Genomic DNA, 24,308 nt, shown 5'->3' with positions numbered 1-24,308 from the left:
CTTCGCGAGCAAGCCCGCTCCCACATTTTGTTTTGTGCCAACCTTGAGTCAGCCGTACATTAATACCACCGCGCCTCACCCGGCGGGCGTTTCTTGAAGCGTTTCATGCTCCACATGTACTGGCTCGGGTAAGCCCCCACATAGCGCTCCACCACCTTGCTCATCGCCGCACACGAAGTGGCGGTGTCGGTGCTGTACATGTCTTCCGGCGCCGCTTCCAGGATCACTTTGTAGCCCGAGCCATCCGGCAGCCGCAGGGCATGCAGGAAGACCCCGACCGCCTTGTGCCCCGCCAGCATGTTCGGCACGAACTTGCTGGTCAGCGCCTGGGTGGCGAAGAACGGCACGAAGATCCCGGCCGATTCCGCCGGCTCCGGATCCGCAGGAATCCCCACCTGGCCGCCTTTGCGCACTTCCTTGATGACACTGAGGATGCCTTCCTTGGTGGACGCCGCCACGCGGTTACCCAGTTGCACCCGCTGTTTGCGCAGCAAGTCATCCACCGCCTTGAGCTTCGGCGGGCGGTAGAAAATGATCGGTTTACACTGGCTGCAATAGAAGTGGTTCAACACTTCCCAGTTGCCCAGGTGGCTGGTGATGCCGACCACGCCTTTGCCCGAAGCCAGGGCTTCGTGCAGCACTTCCAGGCCTTCGACCTCGCGCACCAGGTCGATGGAACGCTGGGCCGGCCAGATCCAGGCGCAGGCGCTTTCGGTCAGGGACTTGCCGATGTCCATCAGGCTGCGTCCAACGAGACGCTCGCGCTCGGCCGGATCCATGTCCGGGAAGCATTTGGACAGGTTGATCCGCACCGTCTCACGGGAACGGTTGGGGGTTTTCCACATGATCCAGCCAATTGCCGAACCGACCGCTTGCACCGCGCGCCAGGGCAGCAGGGCAAACAACCGAAGAGCGCCTACCAGCAAGGCGCCTTTAAACTTTTCCACAGGTCACTCCTGATCGTGTGTGGTGCGCAAAGCCGCCATTCTAACCGGCGTTGGCGAGGTCCGCGTAACGGTCGCAGTCCTGAGTGTGGTCCATGACCATGCCCGAGGCCTGCATGAACGCGTAGCAGATGGTCGGCCCGACGAAGGTGAAGCCGGCTTTTTTCAAGGCTTTGCTCATGGCCTCAGCCTCCGGCGTAATGGCCGGGACCTGGCTGCGGTCCTTGAAATGATTGACCTTGGGCACGCCGCCCACAAACGACCACAGAAACTCCACGGGGTCCTGCAGCGCCAGCCAGGCGGCGGCATTGCGCCGGGTGGCATTGAGTTTCAGGCGGTTACGCACGATGCCCGGATCGAGCATCAGCGCTTCGATCTCGGCATCGCTCAGTTGGGCCAGACGCTGCGCATCAAAGCCGAACAAGACCTTTCGATAATGCTCGCGTTTGCGTAAAACGGTGATCCAGGACAGGCCCGCCTGGAACCCTTCGAGCAAAAGCAACTCGAACAGTCCCTGCGCATCGCGCAGCGGCGTTCCCCACTCCTGATCGTGATAAGCCATGTACAGCGGATCTTCAGAACACCAAAAGCAGCGTGGCATAAGGCTCCAGGGGATGGTGGCGCGGCCGAATCGGGTATACTCCCGCTCTTTAAATCGCAGCCCAAGTAACAGGTGAATTTCGTGAGCCAGCCTACGCCAGCCGTGCGTACCTTCCAAGACTTGATCCTCGCCCTCCAGCAATACTGGGCCGAGCAAGGTTGTGTGGTACTTCAGCCCTACGATATGGAAGTAGGCGCCGGCACTTTCCACACCGCTACCTTCCTGCGGGCCATCGGCCCGGAAACCTGGAACGCCGCTTATGTGCAGCCCAGTCGTCGCCCGACTGACGGCCGCTACGGCGAAAACCCGAACCGCCTGCAGCACTACTACCAGTTCCAGGTGGTTCTGAAGCCAAACCCGGACAACTTCCAGGAGCTGTACCTGGGCTCGTTGAAACATGTCGGCCTGGACCCGCTGGTCCACGACATCCGTTTCGTCGAAGACAACTGGGAATCGCCAACCCTGGGCGCCTGGGGCCTGGGCTGGGAAGTCTGGCTCAACGGCATGGAAGTGACGCAGTTCACTTACTTCCAGCAAGCCGGCGGCATCGAGTGCTACCCGGTGACCGGCGAGATCACCTACGGTCTCGAGCGCCTGGCCATGTACCTGCAAGGCGTGGACTCGGTCTACGACCTGGTGTGGGCTGACGGCCCGTTCGGCAAGGTGACCTACGGCGACGTGTTCCACCAGAACGAAGTGGAGCAGTCGACCTACAACTTCGAACACGCCAACGTCGAGAAGCTGTTCGAACTGTTCGACTTCTATGAAAGCGAAGCCAAGCGCCTGATCGAACTGGATCAGCCGCTGCCGTTGCCAAGCTATGAAATGGTTCTGAAGGCATCCCACACCTTCAACCTGCTGGACGCCCGTCGTGCCATCTCGGTAACTGCGCGCCAGCAATACATCCTGCGTGTACGCACCCTGGCGCGTTCCGTCGCCCAAGCCTACCTGTTGGCTCGCGCCAAGCTGGGCTTCCCGATGGCCACCCCGGACCTGCGTGATGAAGTGTTGGCTAAGCTGGAGGCTGCACAATGAGTGCTCAAGATTTCCTGGTTGAACTGGGCACCGAAGAGCTGCCACCCAAGGCCCTGAATACCCTGGCCGACGCATTCCTGGCCGGTATCGAAAAAGGCCTGCAAACCGCTGGCCTGAAGTTCGCCGCAAAAAAGGTCTACGCCGCGCCGCGCCGACTGGCTGTGTTGCTCACCGCACTGGAAACCCAGCAGCCGGACCGCAGCATCAACCTCGACGGCCCGCCACGCCAGGCCGCCTTCGATGCTGAAGGCAACCCGACTCAAGCCGCCCTTGGTTTTGCCAAGAAGTGTGGCGTCGAGCTGAGCGAAATCGACCAGAGTGGCCCGAAGCTGCGTTTCAGCCAGGTCATCACCGGCAAGCCGACCGCCAGCCTGTTGCCGACCATCGTTGAAGACTCGCTGAACGACCTGCCGATTCCCAAGCGCATGCGCTGGGGTGCCCGCAAGGAAGAGTTCGTGCGCCCGACCCAATGGCTGGTGATGCTGCTCGGTGACCAGGTCATCGACTGCACCATCCTCGCCCAGAAGGCCGGCCGTGATTCACGTGGCCACCGCTTCCACCATCCTGAAGCCGTGCGCATCACCGCGCCCGCCAACTACCTCAATGACCTGCGTGCAGCCTATGTGCTGGCGGATGCCAATGAGCGCCGCGAGCTGATCAGCAAGCGTACCGAAGAGCTGGCCCGCCTGCAGGAAGGCACCGCCATCGTGCCGCCAAGCCTGCTGGACGAAGTGACCGCTTTGGTTGAATGGCCAGTGCCGCTGGTGTGCTCGTTCGAGGAGCGTTTCCTCGACGTGCCGCAGGAAGCGCTGATCACCACCATGCAGGACAACCAGAAGTATTTCTGCCTGCTGGACGTCGACGGCAAGCTGCTGCCGCGCTTCATCACCGTGGCCAACATCGAAAGCAAGGACCCGCAGCAGATCATCGCCGGTAACGAAAAAGTCGTTCGCCCGCGCCTGACTGACGCCGAGTTCTTCTTCAAGCAAGACAAGAAGCAGAAGCTCGAAGACTTCAACCTGCGCCTGCAGAACGTGGTGTTCCAGGAAAAACTCGGCAGCGTCTACGACAAGGCCGTACGGGTTTCCAAGCTGGCGGCCTACATCGCGCCACGCATTGGTGGCGATGCTGCCTGGGCTGCGCGTGCCGGCCTGCTGTCCAAGTGCGACCTGGCCACCGAGATGGTCGGCGAGTTCCCGGAGATGCAAGGTGTTGCCGGTTACTACTACGCCCTGAATGATGGCGAGCCGCAAGACGTCGCCCTGGCGCTGAACGAGCAGTACATGCCGCGCGGTGCTGGCGCCGAGCTGCCGACCACCCTCACCGGTGCGGCCGTGGCCATCGCTGACAAGCTGGATACCCTAGTCGGTATCTTCGGTATCGGCATGTTGCCTACCGGCAGCAAAGACCCGTATGCGCTGCGCCGTGCGGCCCTGGGCGTGCTGCGCATCCTGATCGACAAGAAGCTCGACCTCGACCTGACCCAGGCCGTGGTGTTTGCGGTTGGCCAGTTCGGTGCCAAGGTCAAGCAAGCCGGCCTGGCCGAGCAAGTGCTGGAGTTCGTGTTCGACCGTCTGCGTGCGCGTTACGAAGACGAAGGCGTGGACGTTTCGGTGTACCTGTCGGTACGTGCCCTGCAACCAGGTTCGGCGCTGGACTTCGACCAGCGTGTGCAGGCCGTACAGGCCTTCCGCAAGCTGCCGGAAGCCGGTGCCCTGGCCGCCGTGAACAAGCGTGTATCGAACCTGCTGAGCAAGGCCGACAACCTCGGCAATGCCGAAGTCGACCCGGGCCTGTTTGCCGATGCCAAGGAGTTCTCGCTGAACTCGGCCATCGCCAAGGCAGAAAATGCAGTGAAGCCGCTGATCGCCGAACGCAACTACGCCGAAGCACTGGCGCGCCTGGCCACCTTGCGTGAGCCGGTGGATGCGTTCTTCGAAGCGGTGATGATCAATGCCGAAGACGCGGGCGTGCGGAAAAACCGCTACGCCATGCTGGCGCGCCTGCGCGGCCTGTTCATCAATATCGCTGACATTTCCGTACTGAGCTGACCATGTTGAAACTGCTGATTCTCGATCGGGACGGAGTGATCAATTACGACTCCGACGCTTACATCAAATCGGTGGCGGAATGGATTCCACTGCCCGGCTCGATCGAGGCCATCGCGCAGTTGAGCAAAGCGGGCTGGACAGTGGCCATCGCCACCAACCAGTCCGGCATCGCTCGCGGCTACTACGACATCGCCACCCTCGACGCCATGCACGCGCGCCTGCGCACGCTGGTGGCCGAGCAGGGCGGTGAAGTAGGGCTGGTGGTGTATTGCCCGCACGGCCCGGATGAAGGCTGCGATTGCCGCAAGCCCAAACCGGGTATGCTTAAAACTATTGCTGAACATTACAACGTGCCGTTGGCTGGGCTATGGTTTGTCGGGGACAGCCTCGGTGACCTGGAAGCCGCCAAAGCCGTCGACTCTCAGCCAGTTTTGGTAAAAACCGGGAAAGGCGAAAAGACCCAGGCTAAAACCCTGCCGGTAGGTACCTTGATTTTTGACGATCTGGCGGCGGTTGCCGCAGAACTTATCAACAACTAGCAGCCCTTCTGACTTCCTGACCAAGGACTGTTCGGGAGCGCGCTTTTAACAGGCGGGCGTTGTCCCGCAACGGTAAATGCCGCCATGTCGATTTTGCAGGCCATCAGAACCTTCTTCTTTTACCTGCTGTTGGGCACCAGCTCCTTTCTCTGGTGCACCCTGAGCTTTTTTATCGCGCCTTTCCTGCCGTTCAAGGCGCGCTATCGTTTCATCAACGTCTTTTGGTGCAACTGCGCGCTGTGGTTGACCAAGGTGTTCCTGAACATTCGTTTCGAGATCAAGGGCGCCGAAAACGTCCCGGACCAGCCTTGTGTGATTCTGTCGAACCACCAGAGCACCTGGGAAACCTTTTTCCTGTCTGCGTATTTCTCGCCCCTGAGCCAAGTGCTCAAGCGTGAGCTGCTGTACGTGCCATTCTTCGGCTGGGCCATGGCCATGCTGCGACCGATCGCCATCGACCGCGACAACCCCAAGGCCGCACTCAAGCATGTGGCCAAGAAGGGCGATGAGCTGTTGAAGGATGGGGTTTGGGTGCTGATCTTCCCTGAAGGCACACGCGTGCCCTACGGCACTGTGGGCAAGTTCTCACGTGGCGGTACTGCCCTGGCGGTGAACGCCGGGCTGCCGGTGCTGCCGATTGCCCACAACGCCGGCAAGTTCTGGCCAAAGACCGGCTGGGCCAAGCGTGAAGGCACCATCACTGTAATCATTGGCGAGCCCATGTATGCCGAGGGCGAAGGCCCACGTGCCATTGCAGCGCTGAACGACCGTGCCCAGGCATGGAATGAAGCGCAACAAAGGGCCATGGGTTCGTTGCCGCCGGAGCCGGTTGTGGTCGACACGCCGGTAATTTGAGTTTCTGTGGATAACCTGTGTACGGTTTGTTGGCGAATTGCTCTTTTTAGCTTATAGGCTGCTGATTTACTTACATATTTCCCAAACTCATAAAACAGCGGAAAAGGTGCATAAGTTTTTCCCGCATTAAAAAACCGGTCCCTGAGACCGGTTTTTTATGCACAGGTGAAAAGCCGCGATTCAGTCTCGCCACAATGGCAGCTGAAGGATGAAGGTCGTACCTTTACCCACCTCGCTTTCGCAGCGAATTCTCCCACCGTGACGATCCACGACGGCCTTGACCATGGTCAGCCCCAACCCCAATCCTTCACTGCCATGAGCAGAGGCGAAGCGCCGGTATTGAGCGAAGAGTTCGGGCAAATCCTGCGGGGAGATTCCTCGCCCCTGGTCGCTGATACGGCACTCCAAAGCGTCTTCATGGCGGGTCAGGCTTAACGTAACGGTGGTGCCCGATGGGCTGTATTTCACCGCATTTTCCAACAGATTGAACAAGGCGCGGGTCAGCAGCGATTGATCCGCCCAGACCATTTCTTCGCCGTCTTCATCCAGGTGATGGACCAGGCGAATGCCTTTCAACTGGGCGTGCACTGCGAGTTGATCAAATGCGTCGAGCACCAACATGGCGAACAGGCTGGGCTGGAATTGGTAGCCATCGGATTCGGCTTTCGCCAACTGCACGAATGATTCGGTCAGGTTCAGGGCACGGCGGACTTGTTGTTCGATCTGCGCAAATATCGGCGCGGCGGAGTCCTGAACATCCAACAGGGCCAGGATCGCCGAATGCGGCGCACGCAGGTCATGGGACAGAAAGCGCAGCAGGGTCTCCCGTTGCTGCTGGGCATCACGCTCAATGCTCAGGTCTGTGAGGCTCAGCAGCCAGCCCAGGGCCACGTCACCGTCTGCGGGCAGCAGCGGCGCCAGGTCGAGGCGCAGGCTGCGGTCAAGGGTATCGCGGAACTCGACAATCTCCAGCGTCGACAGGGCAGGGCGAACACCGTCCTGCAGCGGTGGATAACCTAATGCGGCGAGCTGATCCAAGAGGTTTTCGGCCACCAGTTCATTGTCGAACACATCGCGGGCAATTCGATTGGCCAGCAGGACGTTGCCCTTGGGATCGGTAATCAAGGTTGCTACAGGCAAACATTCCAGCCCATCGGCCATGAAGCGACGAGTGTCCCGGGTACGGCTGACCGCTTGTTCGAGGGCGAAGATTCGTCCCTGCAATACATCACCCTGGCTGGCGGGCGCTCGACGGCGCTCCGGGAGCACTTTGGGCTCGTTGTCCAGGCGTGCCAGTTCCCAGCCGAAGTAGGCCAGGATCACGCTCAGGCGCCGCCAGTTCCAGATCAGATAGCTGAGCAACATGCCAACCAGACTTGCTGCCGGCGACCACCAATGGCCCAGGCGCAACAGGCCCCAAGAACCCAGAAGCGCAGCCCCCATGCAACCGAGGGTCAGCCAAAGTGCATAACGCGGGCGAAACAGCAGAAGGCCCAACAGCACCGCGACCATCGCGGTGGCCAGTAGCGTCGCCATCCACACGGGCAGATCGACAATACTGCGCCCTTGCAGCAAGCCATTGAGAATATTTGCCTGGATCTCCACGCCCGGGGTGGTGCCGACACTGGCCGAAAGCGGCGTGACATAACGGTCGCCCATGCCCGGTGCCGTAGCGCCAATCAGGATCAAGCGGTCGCGCAGCAACTCGGATGGCACCTCCCCGCGCAAGACACTGATATACGGCACGCTGGGAAAGCCGGCATGACTGGCAATAAAAGGAATTCGAATGGCATTTTCCCGCTGCCAGCTGGAGCTTTCCGACGGACCAGGTGCGCCCGGCATTAGGGTTGGCTGGCCGCTCAGTTCAAACGCCAGCCAGGCTAACTGCGGTGTCAAATTACCTGGTGGACCTTCACGCAAATACAGGCTTCGAACGATGCCGTCGCTGTCCGCTTCCACGTTGATATGGCCGACGCTACGGGCGCAATCACGCAAGGGCAACACGGGCAGGATTTGCGCCACAGGCTGGCCGTAGCGCGGCGAGCCTTCACGAATCAAAGGCAACAGGACGTTGCCAGCGTTGCACATAGCCTCGGCCAGGCGCAGGTCATTGGCTGGCTCCCGGGCGGGCTCGCTGAAGATCACATCAAACAGGATGCCGGCAGGCTTGGCGGCGCTCAGCCGATCAAGCAGGTCGGCATGCACACGTCGGGACCATGGCCATTGGCCAAGTTCCTTCAGGCTTCGGTCGTCGATCGTTACCAGCAGGATGCGTGGATCCACCGATAAAGGTGCCAGCCGGCGGAGGCTGTCATACAGCAGGTTATTGAGGGCCAGGCCAGGGCTCAGGGACAGGAAGGCCGTGATGGGTAATAGCAACATGCTGACCCACAGCCATTCGCGCACCAGGCCATTGAACAGCCGCTGAGCCTGAGTCGGTTGGCGCTTTTCAGCCCTGTGCCACAGCCTCACCGGCTCGCGTCCAGGGCACTACTGAACGCGGTTCGCGGGTGGGTAATAGAAAATGTCATAAACCCCGGTTTCTCCCTCAAGCCCGTGTTCATCATATGCCGACAAGCGAACGTGATAGAACGATGCTTTCAGCCCAGTGAAGCGCATTTGCGGCTTGTCGGAGAAATTTTCCTGCTTGATGTTCAGAAACTCCTTATCGGTCGCGACCTGGGCCCGGTAGCGTTGGGCCCCGGCCAATGGCCGCAGGAACAGGGTCCAGACAGGCGCATCGCCCTTTTGGCCGTCCTGGCCGACCAACCGTGGCGCATCAAGCAGTTCCACGGGTTTGAGTTCGCCTTGTTTCTTGAACGCGAGGCCCTGCCGCGCACCAACCTTTACTTCACCAGAGACTGGACCGGTAATGGGCTTCTTCTTGATAGGGCGCGGGCTCGGTGGAGCGTCATCACGATTGACCGCCACTTGCCCGTTGAGTACTTCCACCAGCGATTGTTCGCCATCGTTACGCACACGGAAATGCGTGCCGCGTACCCCTAGAACGCCCACCGGGGTCATGATCTGGAAACGGTCATAGTCGCTGGCACGCTTGATCACGTAAGCCTCGACCTGACCTTCTTCAAGAATCACCTGGGGAATGGATTGCTCCTCGACCAGATGCAATCGGACCTGGGAGCTGGAGGGCAAGACAATCCGCGAGCCGTCCCCCAGCAACAGGCTGACAAATGCGCCCGATGAGGTTTTTACGCTTTCTTGTTCATCGATGAACATGCCTTCTTCCAGGGCCGTGGACACACCCTTGGCATCCAGTTTCCAGGCTTCACCCGTGAGGTGCTGCACCACTGCCGGAAGCGGTTGCGCGCGGCACATCCGGTTGTCGTCGATATAGGGTGCACGGGGAGGGGAAGGGCGTGCCAAGGCCGGAAGACTCACTACGCCAAGCGTAACGATCAGGCCCGAACTCAACAGCGTAGAAGCGGCAGAGCGGAATCGGCAAGGGAAAAAGGTCATGGCGCTCATCAAGATTCTAGTTCTAATGGGTCATCAGAAAGCACTTTCAGGCAGCGTCTTGCAGCGGGAAGACCTTGAGTACCGTCTACGATACTCGATGAGGTATCCAGTCGATAGCCGAAATATCTGGGAGCGTGAGATCCATTGCAGAAGATGACACGTCCCTGTGTCGGAGCACTTCCGTCGCTCCAATCCGTGTGTCATCCAGCGAGAGCGAATTTACCTACAACATAGGTGCATCGGACCGATTCGCAACATTTGTTCAGATTTGCGGGTACTTAAAATACCCAACGTTGGGTCTGCTGCTGTTCGCTGAGTTGCTGAAACGGTGAACGGGCGAAGCCCATGCCATTGCCGGGCTCACTCAAAGTCTGCCGTTCCTCGAACGGCATAGGTATCGCCGGCTTATTGGCCCCGACCGTTTCCGTGCCCAGCGTAGCAACCATCACCACCAATACCAGTCTTCCCCATACATCAACCTTCCCCAGAACGGCCATACGTCTCGAAACAGCATAAAACCAGATTGCCATTGATCCTTTTCCTGAAGGTCTCGAGCCGGTATCTTCCCAGCTTGGGTGTTGACGATTTCCAATGGCTTGCGGCCATTTGATATCAGCGTATCGAGAGATTCAGAGGGCCTGAGAATCTGGCCATAATTGTTCAGATTCGATGCCCGCATTCTTCAATAAGAAAGGACCCTGCCATGCGTGTCGCAATATTGGATGACGAACCTGCTGAACTGCGGCGGGTGGAACAGACACTGCGACAAATCCCCAGCGCTGCGGATCAGCCATGGACCCTGCACTGCTTCGAGCGTGGAGAAGACCTGCTGCGACAACTGCGCCGCGAGACCTTCGACTTGCTGATCCTTGACTGGCAACTGCCCGACCTCAGTGGCCTGGCATTGCTGCGCTGGACCCGCGAGCACATGGAAGCGCCGCCAGCCGCCATCATGCTTACCAGCCGCGATGCCGAGAGCGATATCGTCCAGGCGCTGAACAGTGGTGCAGATGATTACGTCAGCAAGCCGTTTCGTCCCAATGAGCTTAAGGCTCGGGTGAATGCCGTTCTGCGTCGCCACGGGTTGCAGAAGTCTGCAGCCAGTGAGGTGCATACCTTCAATGACCTGACCTTTGATGATGCTGAACTCACGGTGAGCAGGGCGGGAAAACCCATCAGCCTGACGGAGCGCGAATACCGCCTGGCGCGGTGCCTGTTTGAGAACCTGGCGCGGCCGCTGTCTCGAGAGTACCTGTATGAACGGTTCTGGACCCATGAGGAGATGGTGTCGTCGCGGCCGCTGGATACGCATATTTATCGGCTGCGGAATAAGCTCGGGCTGACGGCGGATCGGGGTTGGCAGTTGCTGACGATCTATGGGTACGGATATCGGTTGGAGAGTGTGACGGCGGCTTCCGAGGACTGAGATGTTCCACGTGGAGCATTTATAAAATGCTCATATCCAGCCCATAAAAAAGGCCAACGCTAAGCGTTGGCCTTTTTTGTTTTTGCGCTGCAACCTGATCAGAAGTCCAGGTTGGAAACCGCCAGGGCATTGCTCTCGATGAAGTCACGACGAGGCTCGACCGCATCACCCATCAGGGTGTTGAAGATCTGGTCCGCGCCAATGGCGTCTTCGATGGTCACGCGCAGCATGCGACGCTGGGCTGGGTCCATGGTGGTTTCCCACAGCTGATCCGGGTTCATTTCGCCCAGACCTTTGTATCGCTGAATGGTATGGCGCTTGGTGCTTTCCGCCATCAACCAGTCCAGGGCTTCCTTGAACTCTTTGACCGCTTTCTTGCGCTCGCCACGCTGAATGTAAGCACCGTCGTCCAGCAGGGTGCTCAGTTGCGCGCCGAGGGTAACAACCGTCTTGTAGTCGTTGCTGCCGAAGAAGTCGCGGTTGAAGGTGACGTAGTTCGACAGGCCGTGGGAGATCAGTTCGACCTCTGGCAGCCAGACGTTACGTTCACGGTCTTCACGCAGGCTGGCTTTGTAGACCAGGCCGGATTTTTCAACGGTACGCAGGCGGACTTCGTACTGGGCCAACCAAGCCTGCATGTGGGCATGATCACCCAACTGCTCCAGGCTGACGGATGGCAGGTAGATGAAGTGCTCGGTCAGCTCCTGGGGGTACAGGCGCGACAAACGCTTGAGGGTCTTCATCACCATGCGGAAGTCGTTTACCAGGCGCTCCAACGCTTCACCGGAGATGCCCGGGGCTTCGTCGTTCAAGTGCAGGCTCGCATCTTCCAGGGCCGACTGCGTCATGTACTCTTCCATGGCGTCGTCGTCTTTGATGTATTGCTCTTGCTTGCCTTTTTTCACTTTGTACAACGGCGGCTGGGCGATGTAGATGTAGCCACGCTCGATCAACTCCGGCAACTGACGGAAGAAGAACGTCAGCAGCAGGGTGCGGATGTGCGAACCGTCAACGTCAGCATCGGTCATGATGATGATGTTGTGGTAGCGCAGCTTGTCGATGTTGTACTCATCGCGGCCGATGCCACAGCCCAGGGCGGTGATCAAGGTGCCGACTTCCTGTGAGGAAATCATCTTGTCGAAACGCGCCTTCTCGACGTTGAGGATCTTACCCTTCAACGGCAGGATGGCCTGGGTGCGACGGTTGCGACCCTGCTTGGCGGAACCGCCAGCAGAGTCACCTTCCACCAGGTACAGTTCGGAGAGGGCAGGGTCTTTCTCCTGGCAGTCAGCCAGTTTGCCCGGCAGGCCGGCGATATCCAGCGCACCTTTACGACGCGTCATCTCACGGGCTTTACGCGCCGCTTCACGAGCCCGTGCTGCGTCGATCATCTTGCCGACAACCAGCTTGGCTTCGTTCGGGTTTTCCAGCAGGAAGTCGGAGAAGTACTTGCCCATTTCCTGTTCGACCGCTGTCTTCACTTCGGAGGACACCAGCTTGTCTTTGGTCTGGGAGCTGAACTTCGGATCCGGAACCTTGACCGAGATAATGGCGGTCAGGCCTTCGCGGGCATCGTCACCGGTGGTGGCGACTTTGTGTTTCTTCGCCAGGCCTTCCGCTTCGATGTAGGTGTTCAGGTTACGCGTCAGTGCAGAACGGAAACCCACCAGGTGAGTACCGCCATCGCGCTGAGGAATGTTGTTGGTGAAGCACAACAGGTTCTCGTTGAAGCTGTCGTTCCACTGCAGGGCGATTTCTACGCCGATGCCGTCTTCACGCTGGATGTTGAAGTGGAACACCTGATTGACCGCGGTCTTGTTGGTGTTCAGGTATTCAACGAACGCACGCAGGCCGCCTTCGTACTTGAACAGCTCTTCCTTGCCGCTGCGTTCGTCCTTGAGGACGATACCCACACCGGAGTTCAGGAAAGACAGTTCACGAATCCGCTTGGCCAGAATGTCCCAGCTGAAGTGGATGTTCTTGAAGGTTTCAGCCGAAGGCTTGAAGTGAATCTGCGTACCAGTGCTTTCGCTGTCACCGACGATTTTCATCGGTTCCTGTGGAACACCATGAACGTAAGTCTGTTCCCAGATCTTGCCGCTACGACGTACAGTCAGGATGAGCTCTTCAGAAAGGGCGTTTACTACCGAAACACCTACACCGTGCAAACCGCCGGATACTTTATAGGAGTTATCGTCGAACTTACCGCCGGCGTGGAGCACGGTCATGATGACCTCTGCCGCCGAAACGCCTTCTTCTTTATGCACATCTACCGGAATGCCGCGACCGTTGTCGCGTACGGTGATGGATTCGTCCGGGTGGATGATGATGCTGATGTCGTCGCAGTGACCGGCCAAAGCTTCGTCGATCGAGTTATCGACCACCTCGAACACCATGTGGTGCAGACCGCTGCCATCATCGGTATCACCGATGTACATACCGGGACGTTTGCGTACGGCATCCAAACCTTTAAGCACTTTAATGCTGGTCGAGTCGTACGTATTCGTATTTTCTTCGCTCATGCCTTCACTCCCGATGGTCGTGGGTCTGGGTGATACGGCCTTGTTCCACGTGGAACAAAGCGACTGGCGTTTCCGTCTGCCAGCCTTCCCTCAATAATTCGTGGTCTACACAGGTGATAAACACCTGGCAGCGTAAGTCTTCCAACAAGCGGCATAACGCGCGGCGGTGCTGCTCGTCCAGTTCGGACGGCAAGTCATCCACCAGATAAATACATTGCCCGCGCCGGGCCTGGCTAACCAGATGCCCCTGGGCGATACGCAAAGCGCAGACCACCAACTTCTGCTGACCGCGGGACAAGATATCCGCAGCATTATGTGCGCCCAATCTAAGGCGCAAATCAGCCCGTTGTGGTCCGGCCTGGGTGTGACCAATTTGCTGATCCCGTTGCAAGGACGTCGCGAGCACTGCACTCAGTTCCCGGTCTTTGTCCCAACCACGGTAGTAGCTCAACGTCAGCCCCTCGAGTTCAAGTAACTCGCTCAAGGTCTGCTCAAAGACTGGTTTCAAGGCTTTGATATAGGCGCGGCGGTATTCATCTATTTCAGCGCTGGCCAGGCACAGTTCCCGGTCCCAAGCAGCTTGTGAAGCGGCGTCAAGTGTACCATGCCGCAGCCATGAGTTCCGCTGCCGCAGGGCCTTCTGCAGGCGCTGCCAAGTGGCCATGAAACGCGGTTCCACGTGGAACACTCCCCAATCGAGGAATTGCCTGCGGATTTTTGGCGCGCCTTCCAGCAAGCGGAAGCTGTCCGGGTTGATCAGTTGCAGTGGCAGGATTTCTGCCAGCTGCGCAGCACTGCGAGCATTCTGCCCATCGATGCGGATTTGAAACTCCCCCTGACGATCACGAGAAATCCCCAGGCTGCTATGACCGCCTTCGGCCAATTCGACTTGGCCAAATACTGTGCACGCCAGTTGTTCGTACTGAATCACCGGTAACAAGCGGGCACTGCGAAAGGAACGAGCGAGCCCCAGCAGGTGAATGGCTTCCAGCACGCTGGTTTTGCCACTGCCGTTGGCGCCGTGGAGGATATTGATGCGGGGGGAGGGGGAGAAGGTCACCGGGTGCAAATTGCGCACCGCGGTGACCGAGACGCGACTGAGGGACATCTAGCTTCTGCTGAACATGATTACAGGCGCATCGGCATGACAACGTAAGCCGAGTCATCGTTGTCGGATTCTTGTACCAGGGCGCTGCTGTTGGAGTCAGACAGAATCAGGCGAACCTGTTCAGTGGTCATCACGCCCAGCACGTCCAGCAGGTAGCTGACGTTGAAGCCGATTTCCAGGTTGCCGCCGTTGTAGTCGACGCCCACTTCTTCTTCCGCTTCTTCCTGCTCAGGGTTATTCGCCTGGATTTTCAGTTGGCCGTTGGCCAATTGCAGGCGGATACCACGGTATTTCTCGTTGGAAAGAATAGCGGTACGGCTGAACGCTTCACGCAGGGCCTGACGATCACCGATCACCAGCTTGTCGCCGCCTTTAGGCAGAACGCGCTCGTAATCCGGGAACTTGCCGTCAACCAGCTTGGAAGTGAAGGTGAACTCGCCAGTGGTCGCGCGGATGTGGTGCTGGCCCAGCACGATACTGACATTGCCATCCGGCTCAGTCAGCAGGCGCGCGAGTTCCAGAATACCTTTACGCGGCACGATCACCTGGTGGCGATCCGGCTGACCGATATCGGCTTTCATCGAGCACATGGCCAGTCGGTGACCGTCGGTGGCTACGGCGCGGATGATGCCTTCGGAGACTTCCAGCAGCATGCCGTTAAGGTAATAACGCACGTCCTGCTGGGCCATGGCGAAACTGGTGCGCTCGATCAAACGGCGCAGTCGGCTTTGTTCCAGGCTGCAGGTCAGCGAGCCTGGGCCTTCTTCCACGGTCGGGAAGTCGTTGGCCGGCAAGGTCGACAGGGTGAAACGGCTGCGACCGGCCTTGACCACCAGCTTTTGCTCATCAACCTTGATGTCGATCAGCGCGTCGTTGGGCAGGCTTTTGCAGATGTCCATCAGCTTGCGCGCCGGCACGGTGATCTCGCCGGGTTCGGCGGGCTCTTCGAGCTGGACGCGACCGACCAGCTCGACTTCCAGGTCGGTACCGGTCAAGGACAATTGCTGGCCTTCGACAACCAGCAATACGTTGGAAAGCACCGGCAAGGTCTGTCGGCGCTCGACGACGCCTGCGACCAGTTGCAGGGGTTTCAACAGGGCTTCGCGTTGAATGGTGAAATGCATGGTCTAGTCCCTTGCCTTAATAAGCTGCGCTGGTGTTCATCAAGTAGTCAGTGTACGCAGCAGGTTCTTGTAGTCCTCGCGAATATCCGCGTCGGATTCCTTAAGTTCGTTGATCTTGCGGCACGCGTGCAAGACCGTGGTGTGGTCGCGACCGCCAAACACATCACCAATTTCCGGCAGGCTGTGGTTGGTCAGCTCTTTGGAGAGCGCCATCGCTACCTGGCGGGGACGTGCCACCGAGCGCGAACGGCGCTTGGACAGCAGGTCGGAAATCTTGATCTTGTAATACTCGGCCACGGTGCGCTGGATGTTATCCACACTCACCAGCTTGTCTTGCAACGCCAGCAGGTCTTTCAGGGATTCGCGAATCAGCTCGATGGTGATGTCACGACCCATGAAGTGCGAGTGAGCGATGACCCGCTTGAGTGCGCCTTCCAGTTCACGCACGTTGGAGCGAATGCGCTGGGCGATAAAGAACGCGGCGTCGTGCGGCAGGTCGACTTTGGCCTGGTCGGCCTTTTTCATCAGGATCGCGACGCGGGTTTCAAGCTCCGGCGGTTCTACCGCTACGGTCAGGCCCCAGCCGAAGCGCGACTTCAGGCGCTCTTCCAGGCCTTCGATTTCCTTCGGATAACGGTCACTGGTCAGGATGACCTGCTGGCCACCTTCGAGCAACGCGTTGAACGTGTGGAAAAACTCTTCCTGGGAACGTTCCTTGCGGGCGAAGAATTGAATGTCATCGATCAGCAAGGCATCAACGGAACGGTAGAACCGCTTGAACTCGTTGATGGCGTTGAGCTGCAACGCCTTGACCATATCGGCCACGAAGCGCTCCGAGTGCAGGTACACGACCTTGGCATTCGGGTTCTTCTTTAATAGGTGGTTACCCACGGCGTGCATCAAGTGAGTTTTACCCAAGCCAACGCCACCATAAAGGAAGAGCGGGTTGTAACCATGCTTGGGGTTGTCGGCGACCTGCCAGGCAGCCGCGCGGGCCAGCTGGTTGGATTTACCTTCGACAAAATTCTCAAAGGTGAACGTGCGGTTCAGATAGCTGGTGTGCTTGAGCGCACCCTCTACCTGGACGGTGCGCTGTTCGGCACGAACCGGGGCCTGTTGTGAGCTGGCGCCGGCCATTGGGTCAAAGCTGTCGCGGGACGGCTCTTCATTTATAGGCGCGTTTTTCTGCGACGAGGATTTCGAAGGCGTCTGGGCGACCGGGGCTGGCGAGTTATTAACAGGTGCCGCAGCGGCCTGAGCCTGGGAGGCACTGGCAGCCAACGGTGCATTCGGCGCAGCACGAGGTGCCGAGCTACGTTTGCTGCCTATTAATAAGGAGAGCACCGGAGCAAGCCCGTTGCCATGTTCATCGAGCAATTCGAGAACGCGGCTCAGGTATTTCTCGTTGACCCAGTCGAGAACAAAACGATTGGGTGCGTAGACACGCAACTCGTCGCCTTCGGCTTCGACCTGTAGCGGACGGATCCAGGTGTTGAATTGCTGGGCAGGCAGCTCATCGCGCAAAAGCTCCACGCACTGCTGCCAAAGTTCCACTGACACGGATATCCCCTAAGTTGAAAGCCGGTGAGGCAAAAACAGCCGCCATTGTAGCGGCCAGCCGCCCACTTATCCACATGTAGGTTGCTCACAGGGCGCCAAGAATCAATGCCTTAACCGTAAAAAAGGCGACAAATGGTCTGTGCATAAGCTCTGTGGATAAGCGCCCCTAAGCTCGTTGTACAAGTGGGGTCGAAAGTCTGTGGGTAACTGGCCTGTGGATAACTAGCCATTCCACACACAGCTTATCCGATAGCGCAGCACAGGCAGAGCACCGTTTCTCCCCCGTGTTGTCATTCTCTGTACAGCCCGTAGAATATGGCCTCAAGGCAGTTATCCACAGAAGATGGGGTGCCTAGCTTTTATAAGCTTTACAGAAAAGCTTTAAATAACTTCCTTCTTTATTTTTATATCTATGGCATTGCTCGTCAAAGGCGAATCGCCCGGATTCGGTCCGCAGGCCTCCAGATATCTAATTAAAGGAAAAGCTGGTTGGAAATTGACCTAGAGGCTTGCTTTCTCTAGAATCGCCGGTCTCTTAAAACGGGGGCCATTCCGGCCCGTTGTGGACGAACCAGGTAACACGCCATGAAACGTACTTTCCAACCAAGCACCATCAAACGCGCCCGTACTCACGGCTTCCGTGCTCGCATGGCCACCAAGAACGGCCGTGCTGTCCTGTCGCGTCGCCGCGCCAAAGGTCGTGCGCGTCTGGCAGTTTGATAATCCGGTACTGGTGGTGAGTCAGGACTTCAGTCGGGAAAAGCGTCTGCTAACCCCCCGGCATTTCAAGGCAGTCTTTGACTCCCCCACCGGCAAGGTTCCGGGGAAAAATCTCCTGCTCCTTGCGCGTAACAACGATCTGGATCACCCCCGTCTCGGGTTGGTGATCGGCAAGAAGAGCGTAAAGCTCTCCGTTGAGCGCAATCGCCTCAAGCGTCTGATGCGCGAATCGTTTCGCCTCCACCAGGAGACTCTGGTTGGTTGGGATATTGTTATCGTCGCGCGCAAAGGCTTGGGGGACGTAGAAAACCCCGAATTGATTCAGCATTTCGGCAAGCTCTGGAAACGTTTGGCTCGTACCAACAAGCCAGCACCAGCTGTCAGCACCGAAACTGTAGGGGTAGACAGTACTGATGCGTAAACTGGCCCTCGTTCCGATCCAGTTTTACCGCTATGCCATTAGTCCCCTGATGGCAAACCACTGTCGTTTCTACCCCAGTTGTTCCTGCTACGCGTTGGAAGCCATAGAAAATCATGGCCTTCTGCGCGGTGGCTGGCTGACCTTTCGTCGTTTAGGTCGCTGTCATCCGTGGAATCCCGGTGGTTATGACCCGGTTCCGCCTATCCCTACCTCCCGTTCTTCTTCGATGGCCGAGTAATCATGGATATTAAACGCACGATCCTGATCGTCGCCCTGGCAATCGTGTCCTACTCTATGGTTCTTAAGTGGAACCAGGATTATGGCCAAGCTGCCCTGCCGACTCAGAATGTTGCTACCAATCAGTCGGCGCCGGCTATTCCGGATACGCCACTGGGTAACAATGCTGCCGCCAGTGCCGATGTACCCAGCGCGAATGCCGATACCAGTACCCCGGTAGAAACCCCGGTCGTCACCAATAAAGACCTCATCCATGTAAAAACGGATGTACTGGACCTGGCAATCGACCCACAGGGTGGTGATATCGCCCAGCTGAAATTGCCGCTGTATCCACGTCGCCAAGACCATCCGGATGTTCCGTTCCAGCTGTTCGATAACGGTGGCGAACGTGTATATCTGGCGCAAAGTGGCCTGACCGGTACTGACGGTCCGGATGCTCGTGCTACCGGTCGTCCGGTTTATTCGACCGAACAGAAGACTTATCAACTGGCCGATGGCCAGAACCAGTTGAACGTCGACCTGAAATTCAGTCACGACGGCGTCAACTACATCAAGCGTTTCAGCTTCACCCGCGGTTTGTACGATCTGAAAGTCACTTACCTGATCGACAACGAAAGCGCGAAGCCGTGGACGGGCAACCTGTTTGCCCAGCTCAAGCGTGACAACAGCGCCGATCCTTCTTCCAGCACCGCCACCGGCACCGCGACTTACCTGGGCGCAGCCCTGTGGACAAGTAGCGAGCCGTACAAAAAAGTGTCGATGAAAGATATCGACAAGGGCGCGCTGAAAGAAACCGTTCAAGGTGGCTGGGTTGCCTGGTTGCAACACTACTTCGTGACCGCATGGATCCCGAACAAAGGTGATGCCAACCTGGTTCAAACCCGCAAAGACAGCCAAGGCAACTACATCATTGGCTTTACTGGCCCGACGTTGACCGTCGCGCCGGGTGCCAAGGCTGAAGCTAGCGCCACGTTGTACGCCGGTCCGAAGAGCCAGGCAGTCCTCAAAGAGTTATCCCCAGGTCTGGAACTGACTGTGGATTACGGCATTCTGTGGTTCATTGCCCAGCCGATTTTCTGGCTGCTGCAACATATCCACAGCATTGTGGGTAACTGGGGCTTCTCGATTATCCTGCTGACCATGCTGATCAAGGGGATCTTCTTCCCACTGTCGGCTGCCAGCTACAAGTCGATGGCGCGTATGCGTGCCGTGGCCCCGAAACTGGCCGCGCTGAAAGAACAACATGGCGATGACCGGCAGAAAATGTCCCAGGCCATGATGGAGCTGTACAAGAAAGAGAAGATCAACCCGTTGGGTGGATGCTTGCCGATTCTGGTGCAGATGCCGGTATTCCTGTCGCTGTACTGGGTGCTCCTGGAAAGCGTGGAAATGCGCCAGGCTCCGTTCATGCTGTGGATAACTGACCTGTCGATCAAAGACCCGTTCTTTATCCTGCCGATCATCATGGGCGCGACCATGTTCATCCAGCAGCGTCTGAACCCGACTCCGCCGGACCCGATGCAGGCCAAGGTAATGAAAATGATGCCAATCATCTTCACCTTCTTCTTCCTGTGGTTCCCGGCTGGTCTGGTGCTGTACTGGGTGGTCAACAACTGCCTGTCGATCTCCCAACAGTGGTACATCACACGTAAAATCGAAGCGGCTACCAAAAAAGCCGAGGCGTAATTTACTCTGTGGATAACACCACTCAAGACGCCCCCTAGTGGGGCGTTTTGCTTTCTGTCACTTTTATCCGGGTACCCGCCATGAGCGCTCCTCGTGAAACCATCGCCGCTGTCGCCACCGCTCAAGGTCGTGGTGGTGTCGGTATCGTTCGTATTTCCGGGCCGCTCGCCGGCGTGGCGGCCCAGGCCATCAGTGGGCGGGAACTGAAGCCGAGGTATGCGCATTACGGGCCGTTTTTAGGTGCTGATGAAGAAGTGCTGGATGAAGGTATCGCCCTTTATTTCCCGGGGCCGAACTCCTTTACCGGCGAAGACGTCCTCGAGCTGCAAGGCCACGGCGGCCCGATCGTTCTGGACATGCTGCTGCAGCGTTGCCTGCAGTTGGGTTGCCGCCTGGCACGTCCGGGTGAATTCAGCGAACGCGCGTTCCTCAACGACAAACTCGACCTGGCCCAGGCCGAGGCGATTGCCGACCTGATCGAAGCCAGCTCTGCACAAGCTGCGCGCAATGCGTTGCGCTCGTTGCAGGGCGCGTTTTCCCTGCGTGTGCATAACCTCACCGAGCAGTTGATCAGCTTGCGCATCTACGTGGAGGCCGCGATTGATTTCCCGGAGGAAGAAATCGACTTCCTTGCCGATGGCCATGTCCTGGCGATGCTGGATAAGGTTCGCGACGAGTTATCCACAGTGCTGCGCGAAGCCGGGCAAGGTGCCTTGCTGCGTGACGGTATGACCGTGGTGATTGCCGGCCGTCCCAACGCCGGCAAGTCGAGCCTGCTCAATGCCCTGGCCGGGCGAGAGGCCGCGATCGTCACCGAGATCGCCGGCACCACGCGGGATATCCTGCGCGAACATATCCACATCGATGGCATGCCCCTGCATGTGGTGGACACCGCTGGACTGCGTGACACCGATGACCAGGTGGAAAAGATCGGGGTGGAACGCGCGTTGAAGGCCATTACGGAAGCTGACCGCGTGTTGCTGGTGGTGGATGCCACCGCGCCAGAGGCTGCAGACCCGTTCGCACTGTGGCCGGAATTCCTCGAACAACGGCCGGACCCGGCCAAGGTCACGCTGATTCGCAACAAGGCTGACCTGACGGGCGAGGCAATTGCCCTGGAAGTCAGTGAAGATGGCCACGTGACAATCAGCTTGAGTGCCAAGGCTGCAGGAGAAGGGCTGGAACTGCTGCGCGATCATCTGAAAGCGTGCATGGGCTACGAGCAGACTTCGGAAAGCAGCTTCAGCGCTCGTCGCAGGCACCTGGAGGCACTGCGGCATGCCAGCGCCGCCCTCGAGCATGGCCGTGAGCAACTGACGCTGGCAGGAGCCGGTGAGCTGCTGGCTGAAGATTTACGCCAGGCGCAGCAGCTGTTGGGGGAGATCACCGGCGCATTCAGCTCCGATGATTTGTTGGGGCGGATCTTTTCAAGCTTCTGTATCGGGAAATAGGCGGTTATCCACAGCTGGCTGGTTACCAGTTGTAGGAAACTGTTCCGAGTAGCGTCCGGCTTTCACCCCAGTAGCAGCGGCCCGCATCGTTGCAGCCGGACACATACTCCTTGTCGAACAGGTTCTTCGCGTTCACGTCTACCGACCAGTGCTGGTCAATCTGGTAACCAATGGCGGCATCCACCAACGTCACGCTTCCAGCATCCAGCTTCCCGTAAAGAGAAGGCGCGGTGTAAGAGAAAGTGCTGTCGAAGTAGCGCACGCCGCCACCGACGGACAAGCCCTTGAGCTGGCCATCAAGAAAGCGGTATTTGCCCCAGACCGAAGCCTGATTACGCGGAACACCGGTCATCTGGTGACCTTCCACGAGCGACGTTGCCGAATCCTTGGTAATCCGAGCATCGGTGTAGGTGTAGGCCGCAGTCACGTTCAAATTAGGTGTGAGGTTGCTGTTGACCTCCACTTCCAAACCCTTGGCCCGGCTTTCGCCGACCTGGCGGTAGGTATTGGTCGTGGCGTCGAGGTACGTGTCGTCCTGCTTGCGCAAGTCATAGACCGACAACGTCATCGCCGTGTCCCAGCCGATCGGCTCGTACTTGAGGCCTACTTCATATTGACTGCTGGTGATCGGGTCCAGCGGTGTGCCGGCATTGGAGATCTGCTGTACCGGAACGAACGCGGTCGAGTAGCTGACATATGGCGTCAGGCCATTGTCGAACTGGTACATGATCCCGCCCTGATAGGTGAACTTGCGGTCTTCAGAGCTGATGTTGCCGGCCTTGGCCACCTTGTCGCGAAAATCACTGTCGACCCAGTCCTGCCGCCCGCCGAGCAAGAATAACCAGTGGTCATACTTGCTCTGAAGCTGTGCATAAACACCTTTCATCTGCTGTTCGAGCAACGTGTTTTGCACCGCGAGAGGCGTCAATGGGTCCCTCAGGTACACCGGGTTATACACATTGATCGTGCCTGCAAATCCGGCATTCCAATCCTGGCTGAACGAGGTACGGTCATAGCTGGCACCGAACAGCACGGTATTTTCCAGCCCGCCTACCTGGAATTTGCCTTCCAACTGGTTATCCAGCGAGTAGACCATCGATTTGTTGTAGCGGTCGTAGGCATTCATGTTCAGCTGTGTGCCGAACCCCGCATTATTCAGGTTGCCTGGCCAGGTTTCATGGCGGGTGATTCGCGACTGCATGTAGCGCGAGTTCTGCCGAAACTGCCAGTCATCATTGAAGCTGTGGCTGAACTCGTAGCCGGTGCTCCAGGTTTCCCGTTCGAAGGTGTTCCAATCCGGGTCACCGAGCATGGTGTGCTTGGAGAGCTTTCCGTTGGGGTTGGTCAGTAACGTGCCTGCTGCAGGTAGGCCAAGTTCAAGATTGGTGTGGTCTTTCTGGTAGTTGGCCAGCAGCGTCAGGGTGTTGTAGTCGTCGAAATTGAGGGTCAGGGACGGTGCGATATACAGACGGTCATCGGGAACGTGATCGGTCTGGGTGTCGGACTTCCTGCCGAGCATCACCACCCGTCCAAGGATATTGCCGCTGTCGTCCAAGGGACCGGAGATATCCACACCCACCTGGCGCCGGTTATTAGAACCGTAGGTCAGCTGAACTTCGCCTTGTGGTGTAGCTGTCGGGTGTTTACTCACCAGGTTGACCAGGCCACCGGGTGCGTTTTCGCCGTAGAGCAGGGAAGAAGGGCCACGGAATATCTCCACCCGTTCCAGGCCATAAGGTTCGCTGGTGGTGTCATACCGGTTGCCTTGGACTCGCAAGCCATCGCGCAGCAGGCCGTAGCCATAATCCGTGGCGTTGAAACCGCGAATGAAGAACAAGTCACCGGCCAGCCCGTCGCCCGCAGCGAAGGGAGGGGCAAAGATTCCCGGCACATAGCCCAGCACTTCTGTGAGTGTCTGGGATTTTTGATCCTTGATGCGCTGGCCGGTCACCACCGACACCGAGCGCGGGGTTTCCGACAATGGTGTGCTGGTCTTGGTACCGATTCGGCTGTTTTGCGCCTTGTAACCTACGTCCCCGGCAATTTCCTGATTGAACCCAGTCTGTTGATAAGTGCTGACAGTAGTGGGGGCCAGCATGAGCTGTTCCCCGCTCGCAGCCGGCTGCAGCGCGTAGCTGCCGGGGCCTTGAACCGCCGCCTGCAATCCCGAGTTTTGCAGCAATAACGCAAACCCTTGCTCCACCGAGTAGTCACCCTCCAGCCCAGGACTTTGCAGGCGCGCCGTCTGCTGCGGCGAGAATGACAGAATCACATTGGCCTTCGACGCAAATTGGCTCAAGGCATTGTCGAGTGGCCCGGAGGCGATCACGTAATGTTGCACTGGGCTGGCAGCAATGGCCCGAGTGCATAGCAAGGTGCTGGCAGTCGCGGCCGTGGCCAGCAGCAAGCCATACGTGATGCCGTGATGGGAGAGACGCTGGCGAAGTTTTGTAGGAAGGCGCATGTGTGAGTAAGCCCTGAAGGTAGCATCGTGATTACCTGTAGGGCCGCGCCAGGTAAAAAAAAGATAACCCCCGCTGAGAGTATTTTT

The 24,308-nt window shown here is 58.2% G+C and carries 20 protein-coding genes; 10 read left to right on the top strand and 10 right to left on the bottom strand.

What is annotated here, in order from left to right:
* Positions 1-59: 59 nt before the first annotated feature.
* Both ACW9I6_RS07720 and ACW9I6_RS07715 read right to left on the bottom strand, forming a co-directional pair.
* Positions 60-947, bottom strand: a complete 888-nt coding sequence (locus ACW9I6_RS07720) for a lysophospholipid acyltransferase (RefSeq protein ID WP_003213605.1) — start codon at positions 945-947, stop codon at positions 60-62.
* A gap of 40 nt (positions 948-987) precedes the next feature.
* The gene (locus ACW9I6_RS07715; RefSeq protein WP_087694571.1) at positions 988-1,545 is read right to left on the bottom strand and encodes a DNA-3-methyladenine glycosylase I; all 558 of its coding nucleotides are present in this window, start codon (positions 1,543-1,545) and stop codon (positions 988-990) included.
* Positions 1,546-1,626: 81 nt separating this feature from the next.
* Between ACW9I6_RS07715 and glyQ the strand changes: the two genes are divergently transcribed.
* From glyQ to ACW9I6_RS07695, 4 genes are all read left to right on the top strand, one after another.
* Positions 1,627-2,580: a glycine--tRNA ligase subunit alpha gene (gene glyQ, locus ACW9I6_RS07710; RefSeq protein WP_003213601.1), complete on the top strand. Its 954-nt coding sequence runs from the start codon at positions 1,627-1,629 to the stop codon at positions 2,578-2,580.
* Positions 2,577-4,631 (top strand): glycine--tRNA ligase subunit beta, encoded by a 2,055-nt coding sequence (gene glyS / locus ACW9I6_RS07705; protein ID WP_003213599.1) that lies wholly within the window; start codon positions 2,577-2,579, stop codon positions 4,629-4,631. Before glyQ ends, glyS begins: the two co-directional genes overlap by 4 nt.
* A 2-nt stretch (positions 4,632-4,633) precedes the next feature.
* Positions 4,634-5,170 (top strand): D-glycero-beta-D-manno-heptose 1,7-bisphosphate 7-phosphatase, encoded by a 537-nt coding sequence (gmhB, locus tag ACW9I6_RS07700; RefSeq protein WP_166742131.1) that lies wholly within the window; start codon positions 4,634-4,636, stop codon positions 5,168-5,170.
* Between the two features lie 84 nt (positions 5,171-5,254).
* Positions 5,255-6,025: a lysophospholipid acyltransferase family protein gene (locus ACW9I6_RS07695; RefSeq protein ID WP_003213596.1), complete on the top strand. Its 771-nt coding sequence runs from the start codon at positions 5,255-5,257 to the stop codon at positions 6,023-6,025.
* 180 nt (positions 6,026-6,205) lie between these two features.
* Here ACW9I6_RS07695 and ACW9I6_RS07690 read toward each other — a convergent pair whose 3' ends face one another.
* The 3 genes from ACW9I6_RS07690 to ACW9I6_RS07680 all read right to left on the bottom strand — a co-directional run bounded on the left by ACW9I6_RS07690 (position 6,206) and on the right by ACW9I6_RS07680 (position 10,032).
* A complete protein-coding gene (locus ACW9I6_RS07690; RefSeq protein WP_457339126.1) occupies positions 6,206-8,497 on the bottom strand; it encodes a CHASE2 domain-containing protein in 2,292 nt (763 codons plus the stop codon).
* A gap of 18 nt (positions 8,498-8,515) precedes the next feature.
* Entirely contained in the window at positions 8,516-9,511 is a 996-nt protein-coding gene (locus ACW9I6_RS07685; RefSeq protein ID WP_023659285.1) for a FecR family protein, read from the bottom strand.
* 269 nt (positions 9,512-9,780) lie between these two features.
* Positions 9,781-10,032: a hypothetical protein gene (locus ACW9I6_RS07680; RefSeq protein WP_003213590.1), complete on the bottom strand. Its 252-nt coding sequence runs from the start codon at positions 10,030-10,032 to the stop codon at positions 9,781-9,783.
* A 173-nt stretch (positions 10,033-10,205) separates the two neighbouring features.
* On the opposite strand from ACW9I6_RS07680, the gene ACW9I6_RS07675 reads away from it, so the two are divergent.
* The gene (locus ACW9I6_RS07675) at positions 10,206-10,928 is read left to right on the top strand and encodes a response regulator transcription factor (protein ID WP_003213588.1); all 723 of its coding nucleotides are present in this window, start codon (positions 10,206-10,208) and stop codon (positions 10,926-10,928) included.
* Between the two features lie 98 nt (positions 10,929-11,026).
* Here ACW9I6_RS07675 and gyrB read toward each other — a convergent pair whose 3' ends face one another.
* Genes gyrB through dnaA form a run of 4 tightly spaced genes read right to left on the bottom strand, consistent with a single transcriptional unit; the run spans position 11,027 to position 17,242 of the window.
* Positions 11,027-13,450: a DNA topoisomerase (ATP-hydrolyzing) subunit B gene (gene gyrB / locus ACW9I6_RS07670; RefSeq protein ID WP_003213587.1), complete on the bottom strand. Its 2,424-nt coding sequence runs from the start codon at positions 13,448-13,450 to the stop codon at positions 11,027-11,029.
* 4 nt (positions 13,451-13,454) lie between these two features.
* The gene (gene recF / locus ACW9I6_RS07665) at positions 13,455-14,558 is read right to left on the bottom strand and encodes a DNA replication/repair protein RecF (RefSeq protein WP_003213585.1); all 1,104 of its coding nucleotides are present in this window, start codon (positions 14,556-14,558) and stop codon (positions 13,455-13,457) included.
* Between the two features lie 20 nt (positions 14,559-14,578).
* Positions 14,579-15,682, bottom strand: coding sequence for a DNA polymerase III subunit beta (dnaN, locus tag ACW9I6_RS07660; RefSeq protein ID WP_003213582.1), 1,104 nt, complete (start codon positions 15,680-15,682; stop codon positions 14,579-14,581).
* Between the two features lie 39 nt (positions 15,683-15,721).
* The gene (gene dnaA, locus ACW9I6_RS07655; RefSeq protein WP_032868695.1) at positions 15,722-17,242 is read right to left on the bottom strand and encodes a chromosomal replication initiator protein DnaA; all 1,521 of its coding nucleotides are present in this window, start codon (positions 17,240-17,242) and stop codon (positions 15,722-15,724) included.
* A 585-nt stretch (positions 17,243-17,827) separates the two neighbouring features.
* Here dnaA and rpmH point away from each other — a divergent pair.
* The 5 genes from rpmH to mnmE all read left to right on the top strand — a co-directional run bounded on the left by rpmH (position 17,828) and on the right by mnmE (position 21,757).
* Positions 17,828-17,962, top strand: coding sequence for a 50S ribosomal protein L34 (gene rpmH / locus ACW9I6_RS07650; RefSeq protein ID WP_003213577.1), 135 nt, complete (start codon positions 17,828-17,830; stop codon positions 17,960-17,962).
* A gap of 16 nt (positions 17,963-17,978) precedes the next feature.
* Positions 17,979-18,383: a ribonuclease P protein component gene (gene rnpA / locus ACW9I6_RS07645; RefSeq protein WP_010168490.1), complete on the top strand. Its 405-nt coding sequence runs from the start codon at positions 17,979-17,981 to the stop codon at positions 18,381-18,383.
* A complete protein-coding gene (yidD, locus tag ACW9I6_RS07640) occupies positions 18,376-18,621 on the top strand; it encodes a membrane protein insertion efficiency factor YidD (protein WP_003213574.1) in 246 nt (81 codons plus the stop codon). The genes rnpA and yidD overlap by 8 nt, the downstream gene beginning before the upstream one ends.
* 2 nt (positions 18,622-18,623) lie before the next feature.
* Complete coding sequence (gene yidC / locus ACW9I6_RS07635; protein WP_003213572.1) at positions 18,624-20,306, top strand: membrane protein insertase YidC; 1,683 nt, start codon at positions 18,624-18,626, stop codon at positions 20,304-20,306.
* 80 nt (positions 20,307-20,386) lie between these two features.
* A complete protein-coding gene (gene mnmE / locus ACW9I6_RS07630; protein WP_457339125.1) occupies positions 20,387-21,757 on the top strand; it encodes a tRNA uridine-5-carboxymethylaminomethyl(34) synthesis GTPase MnmE in 1,371 nt (456 codons plus the stop codon).
* 22 nt (positions 21,758-21,779) lie between these two features.
* Here the strand turns inward: mnmE and ACW9I6_RS07625 are convergent, their stop codons facing one another.
* On the bottom strand, positions 21,780-24,221 hold the full coding sequence (locus ACW9I6_RS07625) for a TonB-dependent siderophore receptor (RefSeq protein WP_457339124.1): 2,442 nt from the start codon (positions 24,219-24,221) through the stop codon (positions 21,780-21,782).
* Between the last annotated feature and the right edge of the window lie 87 nt (positions 24,222-24,308).

The organism is Pseudomonas sp. SDO5522_S412, assembly GCF_054071215.1.
The sequence above is the reverse complement of the archived record's forward strand: the minus strand, read 5'-3'. Positions and strand labels throughout refer to the sequence as shown.

Bases quoted from the DNA above. Each gene is read 5' to 3' on its own strand.
- yidD (WP_003213574.1), top strand. From the start codon at position 18,376: ATGCGTAAACTGGCCCTCGTTCCGATCCAGTTTTACCGCTATGCCATT.
- gyrB (WP_003213587.1), bottom strand. From the start codon at position 13,450: ATGAGCGAAGAAAATACGAATACGTACGACTCGACCAGCATTAAAGTG.
- glyS (WP_003213599.1), top strand. From the start codon at position 2,577: ATGAGTGCTCAAGATTTCCTGGTTGAACTGGGCACCGAAGAGCTGCCA.
- ACW9I6_RS07685 (WP_023659285.1), bottom strand. From the start codon at position 9,511: ATGAGCGCCATGACCTTTTTCCCTTGCCGATTCCGCTCTGCCGCTTCT.
- ACW9I6_RS07715 (WP_087694571.1), bottom strand. From the start codon at position 1,545: ATGCCACGCTGCTTTTGGTGTTCTGAAGATCCGCTGTACATGGCTTAT.
- dnaN (WP_003213582.1), bottom strand. From the start codon at position 15,682: ATGCATTTCACCATTCAACGCGAAGCCCTGTTGAAACCCCTGCAACTG.
- rpmH (WP_003213577.1), top strand. From the start codon at position 17,828: ATGAAACGTACTTTCCAACCAAGCACCATCAAACGCGCCCGTACTCAC.
- ACW9I6_RS07680 (WP_003213590.1), bottom strand. From the start codon at position 10,032: ATGGCAATCTGGTTTTATGCTGTTTCGAGACGTATGGCCGTTCTGGGG.
- ACW9I6_RS07625 (WP_457339124.1), bottom strand. From the start codon at position 24,221: ATGCGCCTTCCTACAAAACTTCGCCAGCGTCTCTCCCATCACGGCATC.
- recF (WP_003213585.1), bottom strand. From the start codon at position 14,558: ATGTCCCTCAGTCGCGTCTCGGTCACCGCGGTGCGCAATTTGCACCCG.
- ACW9I6_RS07675 (WP_003213588.1), top strand. From the start codon at position 10,206: ATGCGTGTCGCAATATTGGATGACGAACCTGCTGAACTGCGGCGGGTG.
- ACW9I6_RS07695 (WP_003213596.1), top strand. From the start codon at position 5,255: ATGTCGATTTTGCAGGCCATCAGAACCTTCTTCTTTTACCTGCTGTTG.
- mnmE (WP_457339125.1), top strand. From the start codon at position 20,387: ATGAGCGCTCCTCGTGAAACCATCGCCGCTGTCGCCACCGCTCAAGGT.
- yidC (WP_003213572.1), top strand. From the start codon at position 18,624: ATGGATATTAAACGCACGATCCTGATCGTCGCCCTGGCAATCGTGTCC.
- gmhB (WP_166742131.1), top strand. From the start codon at position 4,634: ATGTTGAAACTGCTGATTCTCGATCGGGACGGAGTGATCAATTACGAC.